Source organism: Frankia sp. CcI156 (assembly GCF_001983015.1).
Taxonomy (GTDB): domain Bacteria; phylum Actinomycetota; class Actinomycetes; order Frankiales; family Frankiaceae; genus Frankia; species Frankia casuarinae.
In genome coordinates this window covers 16,606-40,586 of sequence record NZ_MOMD01000057.1, presented here as the reverse complement: position 1 = coordinate 40,586, position 23,981 = coordinate 16,606, and the positions used below count along the sequence as shown (strand labels likewise).

Here is a 23,981-nt window from a genome sequence, read left to right as displayed (position 1 = left end):
GCCTACGCCGCGGTCGTGCGCGCCCAGGCCGGGCTGCTCGCAGCCCTCAACGGCGAGATCGCCCGGCTCGAGGAGCAGGTCGCGGACCATTTTGACCAGCACCCGGACGCGAAGATCCTGCTGTCCCAGCCCGGCCTGGGACCGGTCCTCGCGGCCCGGGTGCTCGCCGAGTTCGGTGACGACCCGACGCGCTACGCCGACGCGAAGGCACGGAAGAACTACGCCGGCACGAGCCCGATCACCCGCGCCTCCGGGAAGAAGAAGACGGTCCTGGCCCGCTACGCACGCAACAACCGGCTCGCCGACGCGCTAYATCAGCAGGCGCTCTCGGCCCTGAGCGCATCCCCGGGCGCCCGGTCGTACTACGACGCGATCCGCGCGCGCGGCACGTCGCACCACGCCGCGCTGCGCYAGCTCGGCAACCGGCTCGTCGGAATCCTGCACGGCTGCCTCAAGACCCACACCCCCTACAGTGAGGCAACCGCATGGACACAGAAAGCAACACTCGACGTCGCCGCTTGACAACGAAAACCATGGGATGTCTGACCTGCGCCAGCACGCCGCAGGCGGGTATCCCATCAAGTGGGATACCCGCGTGCGCACCAGAGGGGATACCCCATGGGAAGGGGGTATGCCGATGTCGCGGCCGGCGTCCAGGCGGCGAACTGCCCTCACCGTTGAAGACGTGGCTGGCGGCTCGGCCTGGGTAACACATCCGCTGTTCACGGCCCTGTGGCCTCTCGCTGTGCGTTGCCGTGGCGGTGCCAGCGCCGCTGCTGGCCGGTCCGGTTCCCCGTGGGCGGCGTGGGGCTTGTGGCCGGCGGGGACACCGTTGCTGGCGCTCCGCTGGGTCGCCGCGGCGGTGGCTCACCTCGGCTACTGGGTCGCGCGCGGGGCCGCACGCGGTCGTTATCCCGTACCGGGGGGGCAGATCTAGACCACGGGGTGGCTGGGTTCGCCGATTTGCTCTCTGCCTGCGCGTCCGACGGTTACGTTCTGAGGTGTGCCGCTAGAATTCCTGCGGATGCTCGGCCGCGATGGCCACCCGACCCCGCTGGGGCAGGCCTTCGCCGAGTACGGCCGCATCGCGAAGACTCTGGCTCTGCTGGCGATAATGGAACCTCTCGACGACACCCATCGCCGGGTGGTGAGGTGAACACCCAGACCACCGTGCAGGAATCCCGCCACAAACTCGCCCGCGTGATCTTCCACGGCCGCTGCGGGCAGATCTACCGGGAAGGGCAGGAGGACCAGCCCGGCGCCCTCGACCTGACCTCAACGCCGCCGTGCTGTGGAACACCCGCTACCTCGCTGTCCTACGCCAGACCCGACACCGACGTCGCCCGGCTCTCCCTGTCCGGGAATGCCCATCTTAACTTTCTGGGCTGCTACTCCTTTTCCCCCGCCCCAAGGCTTTGGCCTGTGGGCTCTGCGTAGCCCCGAGGACGATCCTGATGAGGAGACCGCTATGAGCCAGCAGGAGGAGCCGTCCGGGTTCGCCGCGGTGACCGTGGTTCTGCTGACGGTCGAGGAGTTTCCTGGCGAGCTCGCCGATGACTATCCGGCTGCCTGCGCGGCCCTCGATCTGCCCGTCACATATGACGGGTAYGCACTGCTTCTCGGTCAGGACACCACCGGGGCCCGATGGACCCAGGTCGGCACGGACACCGGCGCCGCCCGCAGCGCCTTGGCCCTGTGGGACACCGGCTTGCAGACCGGGATCTCCACCAACCCCAAGCGTCTGCTCGCCTACCGGCCGGGCTGGCCCATCGAATGCCACCTGGCCCTCGCGGATCGGACGGACCCGCATGATCCGACCGGGGTGGAGACACCGCTGCGACCACCGCAGAGGACCGCCTGGCCCGGTGCGGAACGCCGCCGCGCCGCCGACCGTCTCGCCGGCGGTCTGGAAGATCTGATCGTCGACGACGACACCGGCTTCGACGAGCCCCGCCTGCGCCTGCACGACATCCTGCCCAGGCTCGCCGACCTGGACCATCCCGCCGTCACACAGGCCCTCGACGCCGCTTGGCGGCTCGCCGCCGACTCGGCCCCCGCTCCAGGAAGCGTGCGGTCCCGCCGTGCCACGCCCGGCCCGGCGCGGCTTCTGCGCGCCAGCGCGGACGGATGGAGCCTGGTGGGCCGCACCGACAACCCGGTCCTGCTCCTGACAGACCAGCTCCCCGCCGTCGCAGCAGACCTCACCGGTACAGACCGACTCGCCGAACTCCTCGACGCCCTGGAGGCAGCCGCGACCCGGGCCGTCATCCCCTCGCCACCGCCCGCCTCGCCGAGGCGGCGGGGCCAGCCAGGACGCTCCAGATCACAGACGTGACTGTGAAGTGCACACGTCCTCGGCGCGACGGCCAACGCTGCCAGCGAGACGCCGCGGAATGGCCCGGACAACGCCAAGGCCTCGGACAACCGGATCTCGACTGGCCGGACCTACCCCGGTCGGTGGCCTGCTGGACACATCTGACCGACCCCGAACGGGAGATGTGTCTGCAAGCCCGCGCACGACGCGACGAGGCCAGCCGAGAACACCGCGCCCGCGAGGCCGCCGCCCGGGAAGCCGCCGGCATCCCCCCTCCACAACCGGTCACCATGGTGGAACGCGACCCACCGGTGTGTACCGGGGACTGCATCTCCGAAGCCGCCGCCTGGGACAGGGCTCATCCGGGACAGTTCCACGACCACAGCGACGGCGCGATGATGTCCTGCGCCACCTGCTATGGCTATGTGTGCTGTTCCTGCGGTCACGCACCGGTCCCGGGGACGCTGATGATCTGCGACCGGTGCGGTGAGGTGGAAGCGGCCGCACTTGCGGCTGACGCCGACTGGGAACCGCCATCCGACCCGCGCGACGACCTCAACCGGCTCATCGGCCGCATCGTGCACACCGGCAACCTGACCTACGCCACCGTTCACGCCCGGGTCAACAAAGCGATGGGCGTAGCGCGGCGCCGAGAAGCCGACCCTCAGGCAATCCAGGAAGGCATCGCCTTCGCCCACGCCTGGCTGGAGGCGCTGGCCTGCGACGAACCGGACCCGATCATTGCCACCCGGGACGATCCGGCCACCGGCATCGCAGCCCCGACCGGCAGGGCACCACGGCTTCGCATCATCCCCATGCCCGCCTCCGGCCCCAGATGGCAGGCGCAGCTCGACCTCATCCGCGCGAGCGGGGCGATCTACGATGCCCAGAGCCGACTCTGGTGGCTGTCGCTGAGCACAACCGAGCCGGGCTGGGCCGCGCTGCAGACGCTGTTCACCGCCGCCCGCGAACACCAGACTCAGATCATCGTRGAGATGTTMCCGCCCTGACGGAGAGCAGGYGGGCGCGGATCAGCCGGCGCTGGAGGGAACCACAGCCACGAACTCGGCCCCCTTGTGGTTGGCCACGATCAGCGCGAAACGATGCCCGACCGGGCATTGAAGATCGACCTGGACGTATCCGCCCCGTGTACCGATCGGGCTGTCGTAGTCGTCGCGGTCGGGGAACACCGTCACGGCCCTGTGATCTTCGGCGAAATCCGCCMGGTCCACAGTATCGGCTCCGCAGGAGGGACAGCGCAGCTGCCACTGCAGACCGTCCGCGGTGGTCCCGTCAGGGACGAGCACCTGCGGATGAGGGTTCATCAACATCGACAGCTCCCACCATGAGTGCACAACACCCGCATCGACTGGAAGCCGGCGCGAGATCCTGGTGCGTACAGAATCCTCCTGTGCCGCAGGGCCTTCGAAACCACCCCGGCGAACACAGAGTCGGCAAACGGTCGTCAGTCGACGCCCGCCAGCCGCACCCCYCGACCCGCATCACGACGTCGGCAGCCCCCGTCGACGGTCAAAGGTAGGAGACGTCCGTGTCGAGTATTTTGGGGCCGTGTTGATCGGATACGTGCAGGTCGCCACCGCCGACCAGAACCCCGACCACCAGATCGACGCCCTGGAACGCGCCAGCGTCGCCCGCCGCAACATCCACATCGACCTGGCCTCCGGCGTCAGCGGTCACCTCGACAAGGCCAGCGTCGACAAGCGGCCCGCCACCACAGGGAGCTCGGCATGAGCGGCCAGGAGATCTGGCGCACCACGACCAACCTCGACGTGACGACCGTCGTCGAACGCGGCGGGAGGGTCTCTGTCCGCCTCGCCGACCGCGAGGTCTACTGGGCGCAGCTGGTCCCCGGCCGCGACYCCGCAGAGAGCCGCTCCTCGCATGAGCTGGTGCTCGATGCTTTCGCGCAGATGCTCGTCGACCAGCTTCATCCTGGGTCTCACCCCGGCACTTTCCACCCGCGTCGAACTGGACCATGACGCACGGAAGGGGGTAGCCAGCCGCGAGGCTGGTCCAGGGTTGCTCGCTCCCATCAAAGATCACCAGTGCCGCTGCGTGGATCTTTCTCGTCCTCGACTCTCGCCGGCCGCTGACCCGGATTGGAACACGACTCATGTACGACGGAGGCGACTACGAACTCGTCTGGCCACGGCACCTGTTCGTCCACGAAGCGAGCAACCTGCTCAACCACCGCAGGATCCACCGTGACTGGGATGACCGCTGCCTACTACTTCTCGATCACGCGTTCGCAGGCCCTACTCCCCAGGACGACTTCCGTCAGGCAGCCGCGCAGTCCCCGCCTCCACGTGGCCTGAGTAACGGGCAGGCCTTCCTCCGCGACCTGATGTCCAGCTCCGAACAGCTCCGCGAGACCACAACACCGCAGTACCGCCCGTACTGGTCCGAACGCCGGGCGGGTACCTCCCCTGACCGTGCCGGTCTGCGTGCCACAGCCCGCCAGTTCATCGACATCGTCAGCCATCTCAACAACCACGGATACTTCGAGCAGGCGTTCGGTAAGGACTGCGTCGACGACCCCAGCGAGATCGACCCCTCGGCCGTCATCGAGCGCGCCATCGGCGCCGCGGACCTGTGGCCGCTGACGCCGGACCGCCTCGCACAGAACATAGACGTGTTCTGCGACGTGGTCGAAGTGCTCCACGACCTGGTAGCGCGCCCCCGATCTCGCGGACTACACGACTACGACGGATGCGGCTGGCACTACCGCGATTTCTCTCCCGCCACAGGCCGCGTCGTCTACCGGTGGCGCGTCAACGGTCTGCTCGAACGAAGCGACCTCGGCATCCACCTCGCGGACGAAGGCGAGGATGTCGGTCGCCTGGTCACCAGCACCGATCCCGCCCGCTCGGACCTCCTGCGCAGCATGGCCCAGCAAGAAAGCCCGGCCGCTGACCGGCTCCGCCACGCCATCAGCCTGTACCGGGCACGGCACGCCGACGAACACACCAAGAGATCCGCGGTCGTCGTCCTCAGCGGCGTTCTCGAAGAACGTCGACAGCTGATCAAAGATGAGCTGCTCAGTAAGGACGAAGGCGACCTCTTCACGATCGCGAACAAGTTCGCGATCCGGCACCAGAACGAACAACAGAAAACCGACTACGGCGTCGACTTTCTCGACTGGATCTTCTGGTGGTACCTCGCGACGATCGAGCTCACCGACCAGCTCCTCGCACGCTAAACAGCGATCATCGCTGGCGCCAAYGGCTGTAAGTTCCCTGCTCACAGCCGTCATCGCGACCTTGGCGGAGTCTCCCCGATGGCCAGCGCGCCAGGCTGGAGGCCGCGGGCGGTCTCACCAGCATCTACGAATCGGCGATCAAAGACGTGTGCGCCACGCTGGAGACGCTGCTCCGCGACGTCTTCCACCGCAATGTCCCGACCCCAGAGGCGGTCGGGAAGACTGCCAAGCAGACCGGGAGCGTCTTCCAATGCCTCGATGACGCCGCCGCCCTACCGGGACCACCTCAACCGTGACCTGCCTGCCGCTCTCGGGGACGGTTGGACGGCCCTGACCGAGGGCATGACTGTCCGACACGTCCAGACCCGCAACGCCCGGCCTCGTCGACGCCCGGTACCTCACGCGTGTCCCGCACGCCACCCAGACCGTTGGCCAGCGGGTCCATGTCGGTCTCCGCCAGGTTCTCGATCTCCTCGACGCGGCCACCGCTCTCGGCACTCTGCTCGCGCCGACGAACCCCTGACCACCATCACGTTCGTCGAGCCGGACACCGTGCGACGAATCGAGGCCGCGGGCGGGCAGCCGCCGCCAGTGCTGAGCGCGGGAATGGAGATCACGGCGACCGGGACGGTGGAAACGGTTATGAGCCCGTCGAACACCCCAGCCTGGCCACCACCGGCCCAGGTGACGTTCCAGGTGACCGTCGCGGTCACGGTGAACACACCGCCGGGCTGATCCTCGGAGACCGTCTGGTAGGTGTGCCCGCAGTCAGGCGACGACGCCTTCGGGTCACCGCCATCCGGGTAGGGGGTGCCGGGCCCGGTGCAGTGGACCTGGGCGCCGTCGCCCATCACCCAGTCAACCCCCGTCGGGGTCGCCGTGGCGGTGACCGACACGCCGCCGGCGGCGGCCGTAGCGGAGACCGGCCGCCAGCCGGCGGGGTCCAGCCACATCCAGGTCGGCAAGCGGATCAACTGCCGGCCGATCGGGCTCAACGCGATCGCCGGGCCTTGCAGCCGCAGCTGGCTGCGGGCCTGCTCCGCCAGCCCACCCACATCCGGCCCGCCCGCCGCCGGCCCGCCCTGGCCGTCGGGTATCCATACCGGCGGCCGGTACAACGCGTCCCGCACGCCGTCGGTCTGGCACTGGTAGACGTACCAGGCACCCGGCCGACCGTCCGGCCCCGTCGCGACCGGCCGCGCGAGGAGCGGGCCGGGCCGGTCGACCGCCGCGACCACCCGCAGACCGCCGTCGGGGGCCGGGCGGAACAGCACCGGCCGGATCGCCTCTGTGGTGGGCTGGAAGTCGCTGCGGACGTAGGAGCAGCGCGCGACGTCCGCCGGGTCGAGCGCCACGTCGCCCGGCGGAYGGGACGACCCACCGCGACCCGAGCCACCGCTCCCGCCGTCCTGCGGTGGCGGCGCCTGCCCGCCAGGGGCTGCGGGTGTGAGGCCATCACCGCCCGCGACCAGGTCGCAGCCCGGGATCGGATTCTGCGCACAGTCCGTAGTCGCGTAGCTGTCAGCGAACGCCGGCGCGCCTGCGGCGAGGAACCCGAGCAGGCAGGTGCCGGTGAGGACGAGACGTGTCAACTGCATGATCCCACCGGCTCGACAGCGAACCGGGTCACCTTCCACGACCCGTCCTGATGCAGCCGCACCTCGGACGTCACCGCCCGCCGCCCACCCGGCTCGTCGGTGAACGGCGCCCCGTCCGCACGGTGGCGCAGCCAGTTCGTGCTGTCGGAACAGTCGAACACCATCACCGTCGTCGGCGCGTCGGCCGGCTCCACGGAGGTGACCTCCGGATGCAGCACGGGGGCGCCACGCGACACCAGCCCGTTGTAATGATCGGCGTACAGGCCGCCGGAGACTGCCTGCAACGCGTCCCCCGACGCGTACCGCGCCAGCTCGGGTGACTGCCAGTCCGAGGTATGACTCGCCTCGGCCATCGCCTCCCACAGACCGACATAGGCGGCCACCGCCCGCTGCCCGGCAGCATCAGCTGGTGACGTGGGCGACGGCGACACCGTCACCTGCGGCCCCGAGGATCGACCGAGCGACGTCGCCGGCCCAGGAGCCGGTTCGGCGCTGTCATCGGAGCTGCAGGAGACCACGAGCACGCCCGCGGCCAGCAACCCGACGGCCACCCCGCGGACCGGCCAGCGGCGACCGCGAGAGTCCGAACGAGGAGCCACCATGCCCACCTCGCAGACATCCGGCGCCGGTCCGTCACACCAATGCGACGGACTGTCCCCTTCAGCCTGCCTTGCCGGACACGCACCGGCCCGTTCCAACTTCCAAGTCGGAACGACACGCCAGCACAATTTGACACATTCAGGCCATAAAGCGGCTAGTCATTCGGAAGCACTACCTGGCCCGAAAGAACCACAAGATCGCTGGCAAGAACGGGGCGCTGGGGATCTGCACGTGGCCGCTGGCACAGCGCGACCGCAATCCCTMCCGCCCGACCACGTAGTAGCCCGCCTCTGGGTGCACCTGGCACAGGAAGCCGTAGCCGCCCAGGCACAGGTTCCGCCCACTGTGCAGGCCGACGATCATCACACCCCCGCCGGATCGCCCGCCCCAGGACCGTCACCTTCTCGACCAGCTTCTGGGCGCTGCGTGCACGGCAGCGCGCTCCGCCGATCCGACTCGACGAAGCGGCGTCCGCCCTCACCTTCAAAACCGGCGGCCAGAGAGCCCAACCGTCCGCGACGACCGACAGAATCGACAGGATTCTGGCCTCAAGGTGGCTGAGCACCCGGAGTGGGTCACAGGGTGATGAGGGGTTTATCTGCTCCGGTGGGCCAGCAGACTATCAGAGGGAGCGCAGCCCATTCAGTGCTTCAATGAAGTCCAGCCGGAACTCGGCAACGCTGATCTCGCCGCCCCGTTGGGGACAGGATCGCTGCCCAGCAGATCGCTGGTGGGACCGGTGTCGTCATGAAGACCGTCGGCGGGAGATAACGCGGCTGTGGGTACTGCGGTTAAATAGATCGCGCAAATCGGGTAGATGTCGACACTTCAAGTGATGGTACCGGGACGCTCGGGAATGCGTCTCCGCGTCCCCTGCGGCGGCCACAGACGCAGGCTGTCGTTCCGTCGAAGCATTCCATAGCGTCGATAAGCAGCCGGTCGGCCGGCCGGAGGCGTTCGCGGTCGTAGACATCAAGTAGATTATGAACATCCGTACCGTACACAGTCGCGAGTAGCACGAGGATTTGCGGGGTAATGCGACGCCGCTCGGGAAATGGCCAATGCTCCAGCTCACAAAGGCGCGGAGCGGTCATGCCAGCCTTGCCCTCCGGGTCGATGTCGAGACGGGCAGCATGGTCGTTGATGTGGTCGGCAGCCCGTTGCAGTGTCCAGCCGTGGGCATGGCGAAACGCGGAGCGAGGGCGAAGCCGATAGCGACGGGTGAACTCGACAGCAATCTCGGCATGTGTCATCCCGGAGCCACGCATGCGGTCGCGCAGGGTACTCTGCTCGACCCTCATGCTCATCTTTCTCACCGCTTCCTCCTGTCGAGTTCCGGGACATGCTTCGCTCGCGCAGAAACATCAGATCMGACGGGGCCTCACAGTGCATGAAGGCGGTCGCGGACCCGTCGCAGTACCTCGACATCTGGCAGCGACTGGCCGGGAAGGGAATGGGCGTGGAGAGGGGCAGGAATACGTCGTGGTAGACCRGCGGATGTGACTGGAAGTCGCGCCTCGATTTCAGCCCACACAACTTTCCCGCCGTGGGTGCCGGGCCGATATCCCCACCGCTGGCTCAACGACTCCACGATCAGTAGACCTCGTCCGCTTTCCGCGTCATCCTCCGGCGCCTGGCGGACCGGCGGGCGGCTATCGGCATCCCACACATCGATAAACAGGCGGCCCTCTGCGCAGACCAGACGCGCTTGCACCACTGCCTGCCCATCGGCGATGCCTCTATCGGTAGTCATCACCGCATTGGTGACCATCTCACTGGCCACCAGCTCGACGACCTCGATCAGGGGCAACAGCCCCCACTCGCGCAGCACGGACCGGACGAACCATCGGAGCTGGGGAACCGCTACCGCCACTGCCGGAAGTGTGATCTTGCTTGYCCGCTGGCAGGTCACCACAGCGCACACGAGGTCATCTCCGCCCGTCGTCTCGATCTTCGCGCTGTCCCCGCCGGGCCTCGCCTTGCGGTGGTCATCCGGCGGGGACAGCTGACTGCGAGGAGGACGCCCCGGCACGACAAACCCCAGGCCGACGAGCGGCCCCGTCTGCACCGGAGCGCCCTCGAAGCGTGATGATGGACCTCTGTACCTTTAAATGCAACTGCATCTGTAGCCTTGCTTATGGTGGATGTGAGAGGCCAGCGAACCGGACCCAGACGCTGGCAGACTGCGATCAGATGTCGGGCGTCCGGTGGCGGAGGAAGCGTGGCGAAGTCATCAGCAGGGCCGACGGTGCGCAGCCGTCGGCTCGGGGTAGAGCTGCGCAGGTTGCGGGAGGCGGCCGGCCTGACCGCCGAGGAGGCGGGACAGGCCATCCGTGCGTCTGATGCCAAGATCAGTCGGATCGAGAACGGGCGGGTCGCCGTCCGCGCCGTCGATGTGGCCGATCTCCTGGCCGTCTACGGCGTACAGGACACCGAGCAGCGGGAGGCGATCCTCACGCTTGCCAAGGAGACACGTCGGCAAGGCTGGTGGCGCAGCTTCAGTGACGTCGTCCCGCGCTGGATGGAGGTCTACATCGGCTTGGAAGCCGACGCCTCGTCGATCAACACCTACCAGTCCTCACTCGTGGAAGGACTGCTCCAGACACCGGAGTACGCCGCCGCCGTGATCCGCTCGACGTGGCCGGAGCTGCCCGACGAGGAGGTACACCGCCGCGTGACTCTGCGAACAAGCCGCCAGGAACGCCTTCTCAACGGGCCGCAGCCACCGCGGCTGTGGGTCGTGCTCGACGAAGCCGCGCTCCGCCGGCCGATCGGCGGGCGCGACGTGCTGAACGCCCAGCTCAGGCACCTGGTGGACACCGGAGCCCAACCGAGCGTCACGATCCAGGTGCTACCGTTCGACGTCGGCGGGCATGCCGCACTCGGAACCTCCTTCACGCATCTGGGGTTCCCGGACCCTGATGATCCAGAAGTCGTCTACGTGGAGGTCTTGACGGGCAGCCTGTACGTGGAGAAGCCCGACGAGGTGCGGCAATATAGAGACAAGCTCGACCATCTACGAGCCCTTGCGCTCAACCCCAGCGCATCCGCCGAGATGATCGCGAGCTTGTCGAGGGAGCAGTCATGACCAGCAAGATCGAGTTTGACCGGGACGGCCTCTCCTGGCAGTTGTCCAGTTATACCAACGGTAGTGGCGCGTGCGTCGAGGTCGCTTCCCTGCCCGAGGGCGGACGCGCGGTCCGGGACTCCAAGGACCGCAGTGGCCCGATCCTTGTCTTCACCGCGGCCGAGTGGACCGCGTTCGTCGCGGGAGTGCGCGACGGCGAGTTCGGCTCCTGATGTACGTGTAGGTTCCGCCGTCGATCCTCTACTTCTCAGCGATCTTTGCCGCTGGCCCGCGATGGCAGCGGAGCCGGCAGGCTGTCCACTGTGCTGCCTGTCGCCCAACTTGCGCATCTGGGGCCGCCAGGCCGACGCGCCTCGCGCGGCTCCAGGGCAGGACCTACGGCGGACCCTCAGGAAGTCAGCGCTACGCCTACCGGYATCCGAGCTGCGGAACCCCTGGCAGCATGCATGCGACTGATTAGAAGATTGTGTGGGGCCCCTGTAACACGGCGAGCCGTGGCGCACGGCTCCCCGCCTTCGTTGACTTCCGTCCGACCGTTCTGGCGGACAGCGCCAGCAATGTTGCTGTTGCGTCGAGATCCATCAGTCACGGCGCTACTGTTCACGTATGGATGATCACGGAAGGCTTCTACGGTTGATCTCCTTGGTGGCCTGGACGGAGGAGGGTCCGGACGGCGGTGGATGTGGGCTGAGGTTTGCGGACGCTGAGGAAGAATGGTGGTGGAASGCRACCCCGATGGCACGGCTCATTGGATCGGTGCAAGGAGCAGAATCTGGCTCGCCAGACGGTGCGACCTGGGTGGCGTTGTGGAACATGTGCACMTGGTATGCGGGTGCGGTCAAGCATCTCCATGATCCGCAAGCGGACGCGACGGACGCCAGACAGTTGCCCGAGTTTGCGTTGGAGGCGGTGAGYCGGCTGCCGGACGAGGTGCTCGCCAGACTGGGTGCGATGATCCGCCGTTCACTGGGGCTGGACGAAAGAGTCGATGAGTCCCAACTGGCCCGAATATGGGTCGACGATATGACGAGTACATGCTGGCGCCTACTTCTGGAATCCCGGCGGGATCGATTCGGCCGATGAAAAAGCTCGGGTATAGGGTCAATTCTGAACGGAAATAGGATCCCTCAGAGCTGCGGAGCCATGGAGGCTGGATGAACGTCGGCGTACGGTTGCCTGCGGATTTTCGCGTAGAGCTCGTCGTGCTTGACCGAGACGGCGTCCTCAATCGTAATCTTGATCGTGGTGTTCGGCGGAATGCCGACTGGGCGTGGCTGCCGGGCTCCAGGGTGGCGGTGAATTTATTATGCGATCACGGTCTACGTCTCGCGGTGGCGACAAACCAGGCCAATATAGGGCGTGGCATTATCACTACCGAACAGCTTACGGCTATCCACGCGCGCATGGTGGACGAGTTGCGGCCGGCTCAGGTCGGGCTCGCGGACGTTCTGTACTGTCCACACCCGCCCGAGGACGGGTGCTTTTGCCGCAAGCCCGAACCCGGGCTCGTTCATGCTGCCATGCGGATGGGCGGTGTGAGCGCGGAGCAAACGCTCCTGATCGGCGATCAAGAGTCGGACATCGCTGCGGCCGGCGCGGCCGGTTGCTGGTCGCTGCACGTTCAATCCGGCCGGGGGAGCCCTCCGGCCGGTTCATGGCCTCGTTATCTTGGCAGCGTGGCAAGCCTGCTTGTAGCCGCTCGAATACTTATCGCTTCCGGGTGATCTGCCCTTTGACCCTTGCTCCGTATGGACGGGTAGTAGACAAGCTCGCAGGTGGTCGGGTGGGCGTCTACCGGCGTGGCGCTATGACATCCGTGCGCGAATGATCGGCGACCAGGTGGTTGTAGATGGTCCGGGCCTCGTCGCGTTCATACAGGTCATAGCGGGTCAGATCAGTGATCAGATCGGTCTCGTGTAGGTGCTGGTCGACGAGGCGGAGCAGGAGGGCGTCGCCTAGCTCGGACAGGTGGACCCCGTCAGACCAGAGGGTTTGGTCGGGGCGGGTTGCGGGCGACCAGCCTGCGAGGGCGTGCGCTGTGGTGGTGAAGGCTGGCCAGACGTCGAGGAACTGGGCTCCGGCGTCGGTCGCGGCGCGGGCCGCGAGGGTGTTGTAGCGGGCGAGTTCGTTGTTCATAGCGTCGATGTCCAGGCCGGTGTCGTCCCAGCCGAAGGGTGTCTCGCTGATGCAGATCACCCGGCGTGCGCCTGCGGTAAGAAGCCGAAGCATCTCCCGGTAGTTCGCGTCGAACTCGTCGGCGTCGACAGCCTCGTGGGCACGGCCCTGGAAGCCGCGCCAGACGTCATTGATGCCGCACCCGAGGAACGCCAAGTCGAAGACGCGCCCCTCGGGTGGGAGGGTGCCTCTGACGATGCCGAGGATGTCGCGGGAGGTCGCTCCGCCTTCGCCGTGGTTGTCGAAGGCGAACCCGAGGTGGGGCCAGGCGACCTGGAGGGCGAGATGCAGCCGTTGGACGTAGCCACGGTTGCGCCAGGCTTCGACGGTGACCGACGAGCCGACGGCGGGCAGGTTCGCCTGGGTTGCCATCTGGGCGTTGTAGCCCTCCAGGTGTTCCATGATGCTGGTGCCGAACCAGCCGATGCGGAGCGTCTGACGGTCCTCGGTGGTGGCCAGCGGGCCGTCGAAGGTGCGGATCGGCCGCGCGGGCGCGCCCGCGGCGACCGTGTTGGGACCTAGGGACCGGGTGACGGTCGAGTTGGCGCCGACGACGGTGTTCTGGCCGATGCGGACGCCGGCGGTGACGCTGACCTTGTTGGAGAGCACCGCTCCGGTCTCGACGATGACGGGCGCACCCGCGAAGCCGCTGGCCCATGGGGTGGGTTCGCCGTCGGGCACGTGGGGACGGGACCGCTCGCGATGGTTGTGGTCGTGGATGTCGACCATGTTGGAGATGCCCACGCCGTCACCGATGCGGATGCCGACCATGGCGGACAGGAACGTGTTCTCGCCGATGGCGACGTCGTTGCCGATGGCGACAGTTCCGCCGCGGTGGACCTGGATGGTGGCGCCTCGGCGAATGGACACGCGGTCACCGATAGTGAGGAATCCGCCGTCGTCGATCTCGACGCAGAGGTCGGACGCGAGGTCACAGCCCTGGCCGACGCGGAGGGCGGAGCCGAACCGCGATCGCAGTTGTTCGATGATCGGTGGAGTGTCAAGAACCGTCATGGGTCAGTGGCCTCGCGTCGTCGCGGGTGGACAGTCGGTCAGGTGATCTGGAGGCCAAGGCTAGCCGAGGTGGTGGATGACTGACCTTCCGGCGTCACGGCCGCTAGTGGCGATCATCACGCTTGGTGACGAGGAATCCGCCGAGCGCCAAGGCGTCGAGTTCGGTGGAGAAGAAGGTCCGCAGAGCGTCGGTGGGCGTGCAGACCACGGGCTCGGCGTCATGGTTGAACGAGGTGTTGAGGAGCGCCGGAACGCCGCTTTCCGCACCAAAGGCGCGTAGCAGGCGGGCGTAGCGGGGATTCGTCGCCTCATGCACGATCTGTGGTCGCATGCTGCCGTCGACGTGGACGGTGGCGGGGATCGTGGCGCGGGCATCGTCGGTGGCCTGGTAGGAGACGATCATAAAATCGGCTGGTCCGGGCTCGGCGACGAGCTTCTCGGCGGCCTCGGACAGGATGCTCGGGGCCAGGGGACGCCACATCTCCCGGCGTTTGACGTCGCGGTTGATCCGGTCACGGGTAACGGTCGTACGCGGATCGGCGAGGATGCTGCGGTGCCCGAGCGCACGGGGGCCGGCTTCGGCGGGGCCTTGGAACCATCCGACGACCGACYCGGCAACCAGGGCATGGGCGACGGGGTCGACGATGCCGTCGCCGTGGTAGCTGTAGGGAATCTGGACGCGGTCCAGAGTCTCGCGAATCTGGTCGTCGGTGAAGCTGGGGCCCAGCGCGGTGGTGACCATCGGGCTGCGGGGGACGGAGAGCCGCCCGGCGCGGTGGAGGCATTCCAGCGCCGCTCCGATGGCGCAGCCGGCGTCTCCCGGAGTGGGTGGCACGAACAGCTCCTCGGCGCCGCTGTGCCGCCGCAGGACACCATTGGCTGAGCAGTTGAGTCCCACGCCGCCGGCGACGCAGAGACGGGCGCTGCCCGTCTCGATGAGCGCGCTACTGGCCAGCTGGACGAGGCAGCGTTCGAGTGCGTGTTGCGCGGAAGCGGCAAGGTTCGCCTGCTCGGGCGTGAACCCGCTGTCCGCGATCATCCTGCCGGCCGCGGTGTCGTAGCTCACCGGTCGGCGATGAGCGGGGACCCCGAGGTCGGCGAAGGCGGCGGCGTAGGCACGCTTGAGCCGTTGGTAGTAGGCAAGGTTCGCGTAGTGCGCCGTTTCGTCGGCCGCAGGCAGGCCGTACCGGGACAGGTCCAGCAAGTAGCCGTTGTCCTTGCTGGTGCGGAGGAAGCCCAGCTCGTGGACAGGCTGCCCGTACGCGGCCAGGCCCATGAGCTTGCCGGAGCTGGTCCAGTCACCGAGGCCGAGATGCTCGGCGACGGTCTCGTAGAACCAGCCGAGGGACTGGGTGAACGGGTATTGGCGAAGCACATTCAGCCCGGCGGGGGTCCCATGGTAGACGGTCGTGGACATGCCGTCGCCGGACCCGTCGGCGACCAGCACCACCGAATCGGCGAAGCCGGAGAGGTAGAAGGCTGAGGCGCCGTGCGCCAGATGATGGTCAACAATCGTCAGCGATCGAGGGGTGTAGCCGTTGAAATAGCCGGGAGCGAGCAGTTCGCGAATCAGCTCGCCGTCGGTGATGCGGTCGGCCGGCTCGGGCCACTCGGGGTTCCATGCGACGGCGATCTCCTCCACGTCTTCCAGCCGGATACCGGCCTTTGCCAGGCAGTACGCGGCAGATCGGGAGCAGGACCGGGAATCTTTGTTGTGCTTACGGCGGGTGAAGCGTTCCTCCTCGACGAACGCGACGATTGTGCCGGTGTCGTCGGCGAGGCAGGCCGAGCTGTCGTGATAGTAGGGCCCGCCGAGCCCCAGCACATAGCCCATGACATGCCCTTCTCGGTCAGTTACCTACGGATGGCTGCGGTGGACGGCGCCTCGCCTGGCGAGGAGCCCTCCGACCGCGGTGAAAGCGTCATCGGGCTCGATGGTGTCCATGCAGCCTCCAACTCCACCGCAGGCCACCTGGTGGGCGCAGGGCGAGCAGGCCGACGACGAGCGCAGCGCCGTGACCGTGGTGACGTGTTTGGGGATGACCTCGGCTCCGCTACTCGGCCCGAGCAGGAGCACGCAGGGGCGCTCGTGGGCCAGGGCCAGATGGAAGCCGAAGGAGTCTCCCGAGACGATGACGTCGCAGTGGGCGGGAAGCGCCGCGAATTCCTCGATGGAAAGTTGCGCGTAACGGACGGAGCGGCTATGGGCGCCGTCGCCGGAGAGTTCCTGATGAAGACGCTCGCACACCGACCGGTCGGTGGGACCACYGGTGATCACGAGCTGGTATCCCTGTTCCCGCAGGGTGGTACCGAGGCTGAGCCAGTGGCGGACCGGCCAGATCTTGGTGGGCAGGGAGCCTCCGACGTTGAGGCATACCCGAGGCATGTCGGTCCCATCCGCGAGCAGTGCGCGGACAMGGCCGTCGGCCGCCGGGGGTACTCGCAGGACGTAGGGCTCGCCGTCGTATCGGTATCCGGCAACCTCGAAGTAGAGTTCCGTCCAGGTCTTGGTGTTGCGGCGGGTGCGGTAGTCGTTCCAGGTGTTCATGAGAAAGAAATGCCGGGCCGCGGCGCCGATGGCATAAAGACTGTTGTGCGGTCCGCCGTAAGCCAGCCCCGCCTTGTGGGTGGCATGGATGCGATCGACGAGCCCTGCGGCCGAAGGCGCACGTTCAAAGCTGTAGACCGCGTCGAAGGTTTCCGAGGGAAGCTGGGCCGCGGCCTGCCAGTCGAATGGCAAGACGCGGTCGATGTATGGATTCATGCGCAGCACCGGAGCGCACGCTTCGTCGACCAGCCAGGTGATATGAGCGGCGGGCTTGTCCCGCTTGATGCGGGCGGGCAGCGGGGACGCTATCAGCATGTCACCGAGCAAACCCAGCATCACGATCAGTATCCGAGTGTCCACCGGGTCGTGATGGTCACAGTTCAGGCAGGGACGCCAGTACTTGCAGGGCAGACCGCCTACGAAGTGCCGGCAGTCAGCGTGCCAGAGGAAGCTTTCTTCGGTGAACTCCGGTCCGAGGAAGCTGGCGGATTCAGCACGCGGAATCAACCGTCCTCCCGTGCGAGGATTGACAGGACGAGGTCCCGCATCATCGGGTCGAATGCCTCGTCGTGTGCCCGGGTGTGGCGCCTGCGGAGGTCGTCGACGCCGGCAGCGACGAGGCTCGGCTCGTCACGCTTGATGAGAAGTCTCGCGAACAGGTGCGCGAGCTCGTACATCGCATCGGTGTCCATGCCGAGCCTCGTTACCTCCTGGACACCGAGCCGGAGCCCGGTACCGGGGGTCAGGTAGGGCACGTCGATCGCGTTGACGACGATCCCGGCCGCCAGCAGCGCCTGGCTGGCCTGGAAGGGGTCCATGAGCGGGGCGATGTCGATCCACAACTGGTGYGAGCGGGTGAAGCCCCGCTCGGCCGCGCACACCGCGAACCCCCGGTCGGCCAGCGCGCCACCCAGGTGCCGGGCATTACGCACCGTGCGTGCGGCGTACTCCCCGCCGCTCTCGCGTAGATCTGCGACGGTGACCGCAAGGGCGGCGACGTCGGCGACGTGATGGTGCGAGACCCAGTGACTGGCGTGCTCGTCGATCTTCTTGGCAAGATCGTCCGAGTTGGTGAGGATGACGCCCTTGTGCGGGCCGGGGAACGACTTGTGCGTGGACCCGCCAAGGCAGTCGGCGCCTTCGGCCAGTGGGTCTTGGAACTGCCCGCCGGCGATGAGTCCCATGACGTGGGAGCCGTCGTAATRGATCAGGGTTTCGGGTCCGACCGCTGCGCGCAGCGCTGGCAGGTCGTGGGGGAACAGACACATGAACTGGTCGAGATAGACCAGTTTCGGGCCCGGTGTCGCCGCGGCGAGCGTGGCCAGCTGGTCGGTGTCGACCTCGTAGCGGCGTCGGTCGTAGGGAAGCGCGACGGCGGCCAGCCCGAGTCGTTGGGCGAGGAAGCGAGTCGAGCCATGGCCGCCGTCGGCCTCGCCGATGCTGAACACGGTGCCGCCGTGGTCGGCCAGGGCGGAGACCGCGACCGCCATGCTGTTGATCCCGGATATCGGCTTGAGGTTGACGTAGTCGGCGCCGAACAGCTCGCGCAACCCCTCCGCCGCCGCCTGCTCGATCGCAGCCAGATCGTTGTTGCCGGGCCAGGCCCAGTTCTCCCCGTCAGCGGTGAAGCAGTAGCGGTGGATCACGTCGGTGAGGAACGGGAGCCGGGCCGCCAGGCTCATGGCGTTCTCGCTGGGCACCAGGTGCAGGCGACGAGCACTGGCCTGGTGGTAGCGGGTGACCAAGGACAGGACTTCGGCGACGTTCATGCTCGCTATCTACCCGCCGTCGTCAGGAGAGCGGGCAGCGGCGTGGTGGGCGCCTTGACCGGCAGGTGCCGCAGCACGGTGGGGACACCGCCAAGCACCGCCAGCCGGTGGTGAGCGTACGTCGCGGTCACCGTGGCCAGCACGACAAGTTCGGCGAACTGCTTTCCGGGACAGGCATGCAGGCCACGCCCGAAGGTCAGTAGGCTGCTCACCGAATGACCCCGCTTGCCAGCAAACCGGTCGGACCGGAATTGGTCCGGACTGTCGTAGAGCTGAGGCATGAGATGGTTTGCCGCTGGTGAGTAGGCCGCCCGCCAGCCCTTCGGGAMCTCGTATCCGCCGATGGAGCAGTCGGCCACGACGATGCGCAGGCTGATCGTGTTCGGGGAGTGCAGCCGCTCCGCTTCCAGGACAGCCGCGCGCAGGCTGGGGGCGGCCTCGCGATCAACGAGCAGGTCCGGCTCGGCACACAGGGTTCGGGCCTCCGCCCCGATCGCCTCAGCCAGTGGGCTGTCGTGGGCGAGTTCCACCAGCAGCCAGGTGAGCAGACTCGCGGTGGTCTCACGGGTTGCGATCAGGAGCGCCAACAGGTGGTCCGGCAGACTGGCAGGATCCATACCGTGCTGGTCGACGTACTCGGCCAGGTGCGACAGCACGTCGCCGCGCGACGGGTCAGGGCCGGCACCGAGCCGCCGCTGGAACAGYGCACGCAGCTCGGCGGCGGCGCGGCGACCTCGCCAGTAGGCCGGCGAGGCGTACCGCCGGGCCGACGGCGCGTCCGTGCCGCGTACGAAGACATCGAACAGACGGTTCAGCGCCTGATGGTCACGCTCGTGCGGACGCACGCCGAGGATGACCTGAGCACACACGTCCATGGTCAGATCCCGGGCCGACTGGTAGAGGTCGAAGCCAGGGGCCGCRGACCAGCGCTCGGCGTGACTCTGCGCGAGTCGCAGCGCCCTTGTCGCATAGCGGCGCAGCGGCGGCCCGACCAAACCGGCCAGCAGCATCCTTCGGGCCTGGAGATGTTCCTCACCGCGAAGGTTGAACACTGCCCTCCGAAACAGATCGTGGACCAGACCGGTGTTGTAGATCTCCAAATGTCCGGGCTCGGCCTGGAACAGGGCGGCTGGTCCGCCAGCRCCGCCGCAGAACACAGTGGGCACGCCCGCCATGCGCATGGCGAACATGTCGCCGTGCTCGGTGTGCTGACGGATCAGATAGTCCAGCGGCTGGGCGGCGAAGCCGCGGGCCGAGTCCACCACCGGCAACCCACCCGTCCGCAGCGGCCTCACGCGATGACCCGCTCGTCTGAGCTGCTGCGGGCCAGCAATTCCAGGCTGCGTGCCACGATCGCGGCATGGTCCAGAGCGGTGGCCTCGATCATCGGTCGGCAGCCACAGTCGTCGGGGAGATCAGCCACGTCTCCGGTCTCGCTGTAGCGGATCAGGCTGTCGACGACGTGATCAGCGCACGCAGGGCAGCTGTCGGGGAAGACCGATTCAAAATCGCTGCCCCGCAKGTTGATGCAGGCAACCCGTACCTGCGTTGCGTCGTGGATGCGCCGAACCGTGTCGACGATTGTCCACAGGTTCGGAGGCTGATAGGCCCCGGACTCCCAGAGCCGCCATGCGACGGTGTTAGGGGATACCCGCGTCGGACACAGCGTCACACCCTGGATTCCGAGGGCGCGAACGTACTCCACGGAGGAGACAACATCGGTGATCGCTTCCGCGTCGGTCAGGAACGGCGGTTTGACCATCAGGTAGATCTTCGGATGGACACCAAGTTCGCTCATGGTCAACAGTGCACGCTCGAAGGCCGTCCGGGAGATCCGTGTGTTGACGAGAGTCTCCCGGACGAGATCGTMGGAGGACTGCAAGCCGATACCCACCTCCAGTTCGACCCCGCGAAGAGCATCGACGAACGGAGCCARCACGGCAGGCGTGACGAACTGCGGCAGCGACTCGACCACGAGCCGGCGAACGCCGGCCTTTGCCACGTATTCAGCGATGACGAGCTGGGCGTCTCGCGGGATCTCACGCGGTGCAAAGAAAGACCCGTCGTTGTACAAGGCCAGGACATCATAGGCCGGTTCATCTGGGGAGCGGGTGAGAACGTGGGAGACCTGATGCAAGAGGCTCTGGGTTTCACTGCCGAGCCCATAGTTGTTCTCGTTGGTAAATGGGCACATGGTGCACGTCGGAACTGAACAGCCACCAGACATGAGGATGACCTTCTTGCGRCCGACGATCGCACCGTCGGGTTGACRCAGCTGGTCGTAGGAGACGAACCGCGGCTCGGCAGGCCGCGGCGCATCAGCCGTCCTTCGCAGCGACATCGACAGTGCCGACAGCGACCGGCGCAGTTGATTCTGGTCCCGGTCTCGGGCATGGCGGCTGTGCATGACAATTATCTCCCGGGAGTCGAGGGGCAGTTCCGCGCGGCAGCTTGCCTGAACGGTTCGGGTTTTCGTCAGATGCGGAGCCAGGCACGAACGATCGGTACAACTCACCAGCAGCATCGCGAATCTGATCCGAGGTGACCTCGGCGGCGCGTGGGAGAACGCCGCGCAGCGCTGTCATGTCGGCGCAGGTCCAGTACTGATACCGATCCGGGATCGGGTTGGGGACCAGCYGCAGATCCACCATGCCGCCGTCCCGTAGGCCGGCGCACCACCCGAGAATAGTGGCAAAGGAGATCGCGTGCCCGGCGCCGAGATTGTACACGCCTGAGGGAATGGATGAGCGTAGGAGGTGCAGCACGGTGTCAACGAGTGAGGCTACCGGCAGAAAATCCCGCTCCGCAAGCAAGGTGTCGCTAAATAGATCGATCCGGCGACCGCACGCTGTGGCATGCAGGAGCTGCCACAGAATCGACGCCATGGCGCCCTTGTGATCCTCGTTCGGGCCGAACACGTTGGTGTAGCGAAGCCCGGTCCACGACATCCGCCCGGTGAACCGCTGCATCCTCTGGTCCAACAGCAGTTTGGACCGGGCATAGAGATTCAGCGGCCCGGAAGTCAGTGCACGATCGTCGACGGCCTGCTCGGGAACGGGAACTCGACGAAAGACAGATCCGTACACGCTGCTCGATGAAGCGTATACGAAACGTGTCGCACTGACTTCGCACGCACCAGCAAGCTGTAACGGTACGTCCACGTTCACGTCTTGGAGGAGATCCCACCGGTCTGCGAGCGTATTACTTACCGCTGCCTGATGGAGCACGGCGGCGAACTCTCCTGACCTAATCCTGATCAGGAGAGCCGGATCTGCGGCGTCGGCCTGAATGATCGGGACCGCGCCTTCGGCGAGGGGCCCAGCTGMTCTACGGTCGACCGCGGTCACCTCCCAACCGTCAGCATGACAAGCCGCAGCGAGGTGACCTCCTATGAAGCCTGCCGCACCGGTCACAAGTACCGCGCTTGTCATACAGCGCGCTCTGAGTCGTTGCGTCGGCGACCAGCCTGCTCGATCAGGGATGTCGTGGAACGGCCGTCCAGATAGGGCGCCAACACCACCTGTCCACCGGCCTGCTCGACTACCGCACGCTCAACGATGTCAGCGATCGCGTAGTCGCCACCCTTGACAAAGAAATGCGGCCGAAGCTGGCTGAGTATATCGGCGGGCGTGTCCTGATCGAAAAGAACGACCGCATCTACGCACGAAAGCGCCTGTAGAACACCAGCCCGGTCCTCCTCTGAGACCAGAGGGCGACCTTTTCCTTTCAACCGGGTCACGGAGGCATCGCTGTTAAGGCAGACAATAAGACAGTCCCCAAGCTGCCGGGCGTGCTGGAGCAGTGCGATGTGGCCGCGATGCAGTAAGTCAAAACAACCACCAGTCGCCACGACGGTCCCGCCACCAGCTCGTACACGGGCGGCAAGAGACCGAGCATCACCGACGCCGAGCCCTGTCGGCTGCCCCTTTGAGGCTGCACCGAGGTCGATCCCTCCCGTGACATATTCGGCTGCGACGGTAACCGCTCGTGTCGCAGCCGTCGAGGGCAGGACGCCAGCTCCGAGCAGTGCAGCGGTGGTGACCGCGAAACGGTCGCCGGCTCCGCGWGTGTCCCCGCCGGACACGAAGGGAGCAGGGATGACCAACGGCGGCGCGTCGTCGTCRTTGATCAGCACCACGCCGTCGCGACCCCGAGTGATCGCGACCTGGCCGACCCGCCACGTTCTCTGGAGGCGACGCGCTCGCTCGATGTCCCCTTCGATACCGGTCAGTGATACATCGGGATGGAAATGATCAGCTTCCCGGCTGTTCGGCGTCGCCAAAGCGATGCCGGCAACCGGCGCCGGTCCCAGCGGGTGCGGATCCCACACCACCGGAGTCCGACCGACAAGTTCTGACAGGGCCTGACGAACGTCCTCGGCCGCCGCCACGCCGCGCCCGTAGTCGCAGACCAGCACGGCCGCAGCAGAGTGAATCGCCCTACTTCCATCCGCAGGGAGGGGCCCGAGAGAACCGGGCGGATTCGCACGGTCGAGCATCAAGATAGTCTGTTGCCCAGCGCGTACCCGTGTCTTTACTGCCGTCGCGGACGACGTCCCGAGATTGACAATCGACACTCCCGCATTTGTCAGCATTTCCGTGACCACATCGGCCGCRTTGTCGGAACCAAGTGCCGTAATCAAAGTGACCCGATGTCCATCCATTGCTGCCAGGAGGGCTGCGAGCCCCGCGCCACCCGGGCGGGCCTCGTCTTTCGGTGAACTGACTACCGGTACGGGAGCTTCTGGAGAGACTCTATTAACTTCACCCGTGATGTCTATGTCGAGCAAGACGTCACCCAGGACAACCAAATCGACCTTCTTGTCTACTGAAGGTCGTCGCGGCGGCACCACCTGCTCTTCCATTGATATCTCTGCAACAGTCGATGAAGGCGCCCCTTTCTCCTCTACTGTCCRGGTCTGGTCGAGTACACCGTCAACGGCGACACATAGCATATGGATCGCGACAAGATGGCACTCCTGCACATGTGCTGCGGATTCGGAGAAGACATCGACGTACTCATGAGAAGCCTCGGCGATCGAATTYGGCGCCGGCCCCGTCAATGCCCATGTCATCATGCCCAGGTCTCGTGCTACTGCTACTGCGCGTAGGAGGTTCGRACTGCGCCCAGACGTCGACATGGTGATCAGTACATCGCCCGGYCGGCCATGCGCTTGCACCTGCCGCGCGAAGACCTCWCCGAAGCCGAAGTCATTTCCTATCGCAGTCAGTGTCGACGCATCGGCGGTGAGGGCAAGTGCGGACAAAGGTATACGGTCGACTTTGAAGCGGCCGACAAGTTCAGCAGCAAGGTGCTGCGCATGCGCTGCCGAACCACCATTGCCCGCTACCAGCAGCCGGCCACCCGACGGAAGGTCCACAGCAATCGCACGCCCCCACGCCGACAGTCGAGCATCATTCATGGTAGCCAGCGCTTTAACCAGACCAGCAGTATAATCGCTGCTCTGCCGCAAAGCTGAACCTCCGTATGCCGCAGTACGTTCCGCTATGYCGTACTCTGAATACTGAAATTCGTGATCTTACGCATCGTCGCGCAGGGCTCCATTGCTGACGACCATTTTCGGCTCGGCCGCCACCTCCACTGCGGATCGCGTTCGGTCACTGACTATCTGTGTATAGCACCTTCGGGCCGTCG

Annotated in this window: 22 protein-coding genes and 1 pseudogene; 10 read left to right on the top strand and 13 right to left on the bottom strand. The window is 66.5% G+C overall.

Annotation, left to right across the window (positions count from 1 at the left end; all coding sequences use genetic code 11):
• The 4 genes and pseudogenes from CcI156_RS18865 to CcI156_RS18845 form a co-directional block, all read left to right on the top strand.
• The coding region (locus tag CcI156_RS18865) for a transposase (RefSeq protein WP_139341545.1) at nt 1–522 on the top strand (522 nt) is incomplete at its 5' end.
• A 490-nt stretch (nt 523–1,012) separates the two neighbouring features.
• A pseudogene (locus tag CcI156_RS18855) lies at nt 1,013–1,437 on the top strand (Tn3 family transposase); the annotation flags it as partial.
• Nucleotides 1,438–1,468: 31 nt separating this feature from the next.
• Nucleotides 1,469–2,335: a hypothetical protein gene (locus tag CcI156_RS25110; RefSeq protein ID WP_023841629.1), complete on the top strand. Its 867-nt coding sequence runs from the start codon at nt 1,469–1,471 to the stop codon at nt 2,333–2,335.
• A 161-nt stretch (nt 2,336–2,496) separates the two neighbouring features.
• Nucleotides 2,497–3,324 (top strand): hypothetical protein, encoded by an 828-nt coding sequence (locus tag CcI156_RS18845; protein ID WP_139341544.1) that lies wholly within the window; start codon nt 2,497–2,499, stop codon nt 3,322–3,324.
• A 21-nt stretch (nt 3,325–3,345) separates the two neighbouring features.
• Here the strand turns inward: CcI156_RS18845 and CcI156_RS26315 are convergent, their stop codons facing one another.
• Entirely contained in the window at nt 3,346–3,510 is a 165-nt protein-coding gene (locus CcI156_RS26315; protein WP_217697720.1) for a hypothetical protein, read from the bottom strand.
• Nucleotides 3,511–3,883: 373 nt separating this feature from the next.
• On the opposite strand from CcI156_RS26315, the gene CcI156_RS26310 reads away from it, so the two are divergent.
• From CcI156_RS26310 to CcI156_RS18825, 3 genes are all read left to right on the top strand, one after another.
• On the top strand, nt 3,884–4,066 hold the full coding sequence (locus CcI156_RS26310) for a hypothetical protein (RefSeq protein WP_023841632.1): 183 nt from the start codon (nt 3,884–3,886) through the stop codon (nt 4,064–4,066).
• Nucleotides 4,063–4,314: a hypothetical protein gene (locus CcI156_RS18830; protein ID WP_076807230.1), complete on the top strand. Its 252-nt coding sequence runs from the start codon at nt 4,063–4,065 to the stop codon at nt 4,312–4,314. Before CcI156_RS26310 ends, CcI156_RS18830 begins: the two co-directional genes overlap by 4 nt.
• A gap of 134 nt (nt 4,315–4,448) precedes the next feature.
• The gene (locus CcI156_RS18825) at nt 4,449–5,534 is read left to right on the top strand and encodes a hypothetical protein (RefSeq protein ID WP_023841634.1); all 1,086 of its coding nucleotides are present in this window, start codon (nt 4,449–4,451) and stop codon (nt 5,532–5,534) included.
• 398 nt (nt 5,535–5,932) lie between these two features.
• Here CcI156_RS18825 and CcI156_RS18820 read toward each other — a convergent pair whose 3' ends face one another.
• The 4 genes from CcI156_RS18820 to CcI156_RS18805 all read right to left on the bottom strand — a co-directional run bounded on the left by CcI156_RS18820 (nt 5,933) and on the right by CcI156_RS18805 (nt 9,800).
• Complete coding sequence (locus tag CcI156_RS18820; protein WP_254847513.1) at nt 5,933–7,132, bottom strand: ATP/GTP-binding protein; 1,200 nt, start codon at nt 7,130–7,132, stop codon at nt 5,933–5,935.
• Nucleotides 7,123–7,683, bottom strand: a complete 561-nt coding sequence (locus CcI156_RS18815; protein WP_018639434.1) for a hypothetical protein — start codon at nt 7,681–7,683, stop codon at nt 7,123–7,125. Before CcI156_RS18815 ends, CcI156_RS18820 begins: the two co-directional genes overlap by 10 nt.
• A gap of 840 nt (nt 7,684–8,523) precedes the next feature.
• Nucleotides 8,524–9,033 (bottom strand): hypothetical protein, encoded by a 510-nt coding sequence (locus CcI156_RS25105; RefSeq protein ID WP_139341543.1) that lies wholly within the window; start codon nt 9,031–9,033, stop codon nt 8,524–8,526.
• Between the two features lie 80 nt (nt 9,034–9,113).
• A complete protein-coding gene (locus tag CcI156_RS18805; RefSeq protein WP_083718664.1) occupies nt 9,114–9,800 on the bottom strand; it encodes an ATP-binding protein in 687 nt (228 codons plus the stop codon).
• 153 nt (nt 9,801–9,953) lie between these two features.
• Here CcI156_RS18805 and CcI156_RS18800 point away from each other — a divergent pair, with 153 nt between their 5' ends.
• The 3 genes from CcI156_RS18800 to CcI156_RS18790 all read left to right on the top strand — a co-directional run bounded on the left by CcI156_RS18800 (nt 9,954) and on the right by CcI156_RS18790 (nt 12,544).
• On the top strand, nt 9,954–10,820 hold the full coding sequence (locus CcI156_RS18800; protein ID WP_023841640.1) for a helix-turn-helix transcriptional regulator: 867 nt from the start codon (nt 9,954–9,956) through the stop codon (nt 10,818–10,820).
• Nucleotides 10,817–11,032 (top strand): DUF397 domain-containing protein, encoded by a 216-nt coding sequence (locus CcI156_RS18795; protein ID WP_023841641.1) that lies wholly within the window; start codon nt 10,817–10,819, stop codon nt 11,030–11,032. Before CcI156_RS18800 ends, CcI156_RS18795 begins: the two co-directional genes overlap by 4 nt.
• A gap of 942 nt (nt 11,033–11,974) precedes the next feature.
• On the top strand, nt 11,975–12,544 hold the full coding sequence (locus CcI156_RS18790; protein ID WP_023841643.1) for an HAD-IIIA family hydrolase: 570 nt from the start codon (nt 11,975–11,977) through the stop codon (nt 12,542–12,544).
• A gap of 67 nt (nt 12,545–12,611) precedes the next feature.
• On the opposite strand, the gene CcI156_RS18785 is transcribed toward CcI156_RS18790, so the two are convergent.
• The 8 genes from CcI156_RS18785 to rfaE2 all read right to left on the bottom strand — a co-directional run bounded on the left by CcI156_RS18785 (nt 12,612) and on the right by rfaE2 (nt 23,799).
• The gene (locus CcI156_RS18785; RefSeq protein WP_023841644.1) at nt 12,612–14,009 is read right to left on the bottom strand and encodes a GDSL-type esterase/lipase family protein; all 1,398 of its coding nucleotides are present in this window, start codon (nt 14,007–14,009) and stop codon (nt 12,612–12,614) included.
• A 103-nt stretch (nt 14,010–14,112) separates the two neighbouring features.
• A complete protein-coding gene (locus CcI156_RS18780; protein ID WP_076807225.1) occupies nt 14,113–15,843 on the bottom strand; it encodes a carbamoyltransferase C-terminal domain-containing protein in 1,731 nt (576 codons plus the stop codon).
• 24 nt (nt 15,844–15,867) lie between these two features.
• A complete protein-coding gene (locus CcI156_RS18775) occupies nt 15,868–17,064 on the bottom strand; it encodes a glycosyltransferase family 9 protein (RefSeq protein WP_076807223.1) in 1,197 nt (398 codons plus the stop codon).
• Nucleotides 17,061–18,326, bottom strand: coding sequence for a hypothetical protein (locus CcI156_RS18770; protein ID WP_076807221.1), 1,266 nt, complete (start codon nt 18,324–18,326; stop codon nt 17,061–17,063). Before CcI156_RS18770 ends, CcI156_RS18775 begins: the two co-directional genes overlap by 4 nt.
• A 5-nt stretch (nt 18,327–18,331) precedes the next feature.
• Nucleotides 18,332–19,621 (bottom strand): cytochrome P450, encoded by a 1,290-nt coding sequence (locus CcI156_RS18765; RefSeq protein WP_076807218.1) that lies wholly within the window; start codon nt 19,619–19,621, stop codon nt 18,332–18,334.
• Complete coding sequence (locus tag CcI156_RS18760; protein WP_139341542.1) at nt 19,618–20,733, bottom strand: hypothetical protein; 1,116 nt, start codon at nt 20,731–20,733, stop codon at nt 19,618–19,620. Before CcI156_RS18760 ends, CcI156_RS18765 begins: the two co-directional genes overlap by 4 nt.
• On the bottom strand, nt 20,645–21,757 hold the full coding sequence (locus tag CcI156_RS18755; RefSeq protein ID WP_076807214.1) for an NAD-dependent epimerase/dehydratase family protein: 1,113 nt from the start codon (nt 21,755–21,757) through the stop codon (nt 20,645–20,647). The genes CcI156_RS18760 and CcI156_RS18755 overlap by 89 nt, the downstream gene beginning before the upstream one ends.
• Complete coding sequence (rfaE2, locus tag CcI156_RS18750; RefSeq protein ID WP_254847512.1) at nt 21,754–23,799, bottom strand: D-glycero-beta-D-manno-heptose 1-phosphate adenylyltransferase; 2,046 nt, start codon at nt 23,797–23,799, stop codon at nt 21,754–21,756. The genes CcI156_RS18755 and rfaE2 overlap by 4 nt, the downstream gene beginning before the upstream one ends.
• Between the last annotated feature and the right edge of the window lie 182 nt (nt 23,800–23,981).

What these genes read in the sequence shown, in the direction of transcription:
- CcI156_RS18825 (WP_023841634.1), top strand. Translation starts at nt 4,449, where the DNA reads ATGTACGACGGAGGCGACTACGAACTCGTCTGGCCACGGCACCTGTTC.
- CcI156_RS25105 (WP_139341543.1), bottom strand. Translation starts at nt 9,033, where the DNA reads ATGAGGGTCGAGCAGAGTACCCTGCGCGACCGCATGCGTGGCTCCGGG.
- CcI156_RS18795 (WP_023841641.1), top strand. Translation starts at nt 10,817, where the DNA reads ATGACCAGCAAGATCGAGTTTGACCGGGACGGCCTCTCCTGGCAGTTG.
- CcI156_RS18790 (WP_023841643.1), top strand. Translation starts at nt 11,975, where the DNA reads ATGAACGTCGGCGTACGGTTGCCTGCGGATTTTCGCGTAGAGCTCGTC.
- CcI156_RS18785 (WP_023841644.1), bottom strand. Translation starts at nt 14,009, where the DNA reads ATGACGGTTCTTGACACTCCACCGATCATCGAACAACTGCGATCGCGG.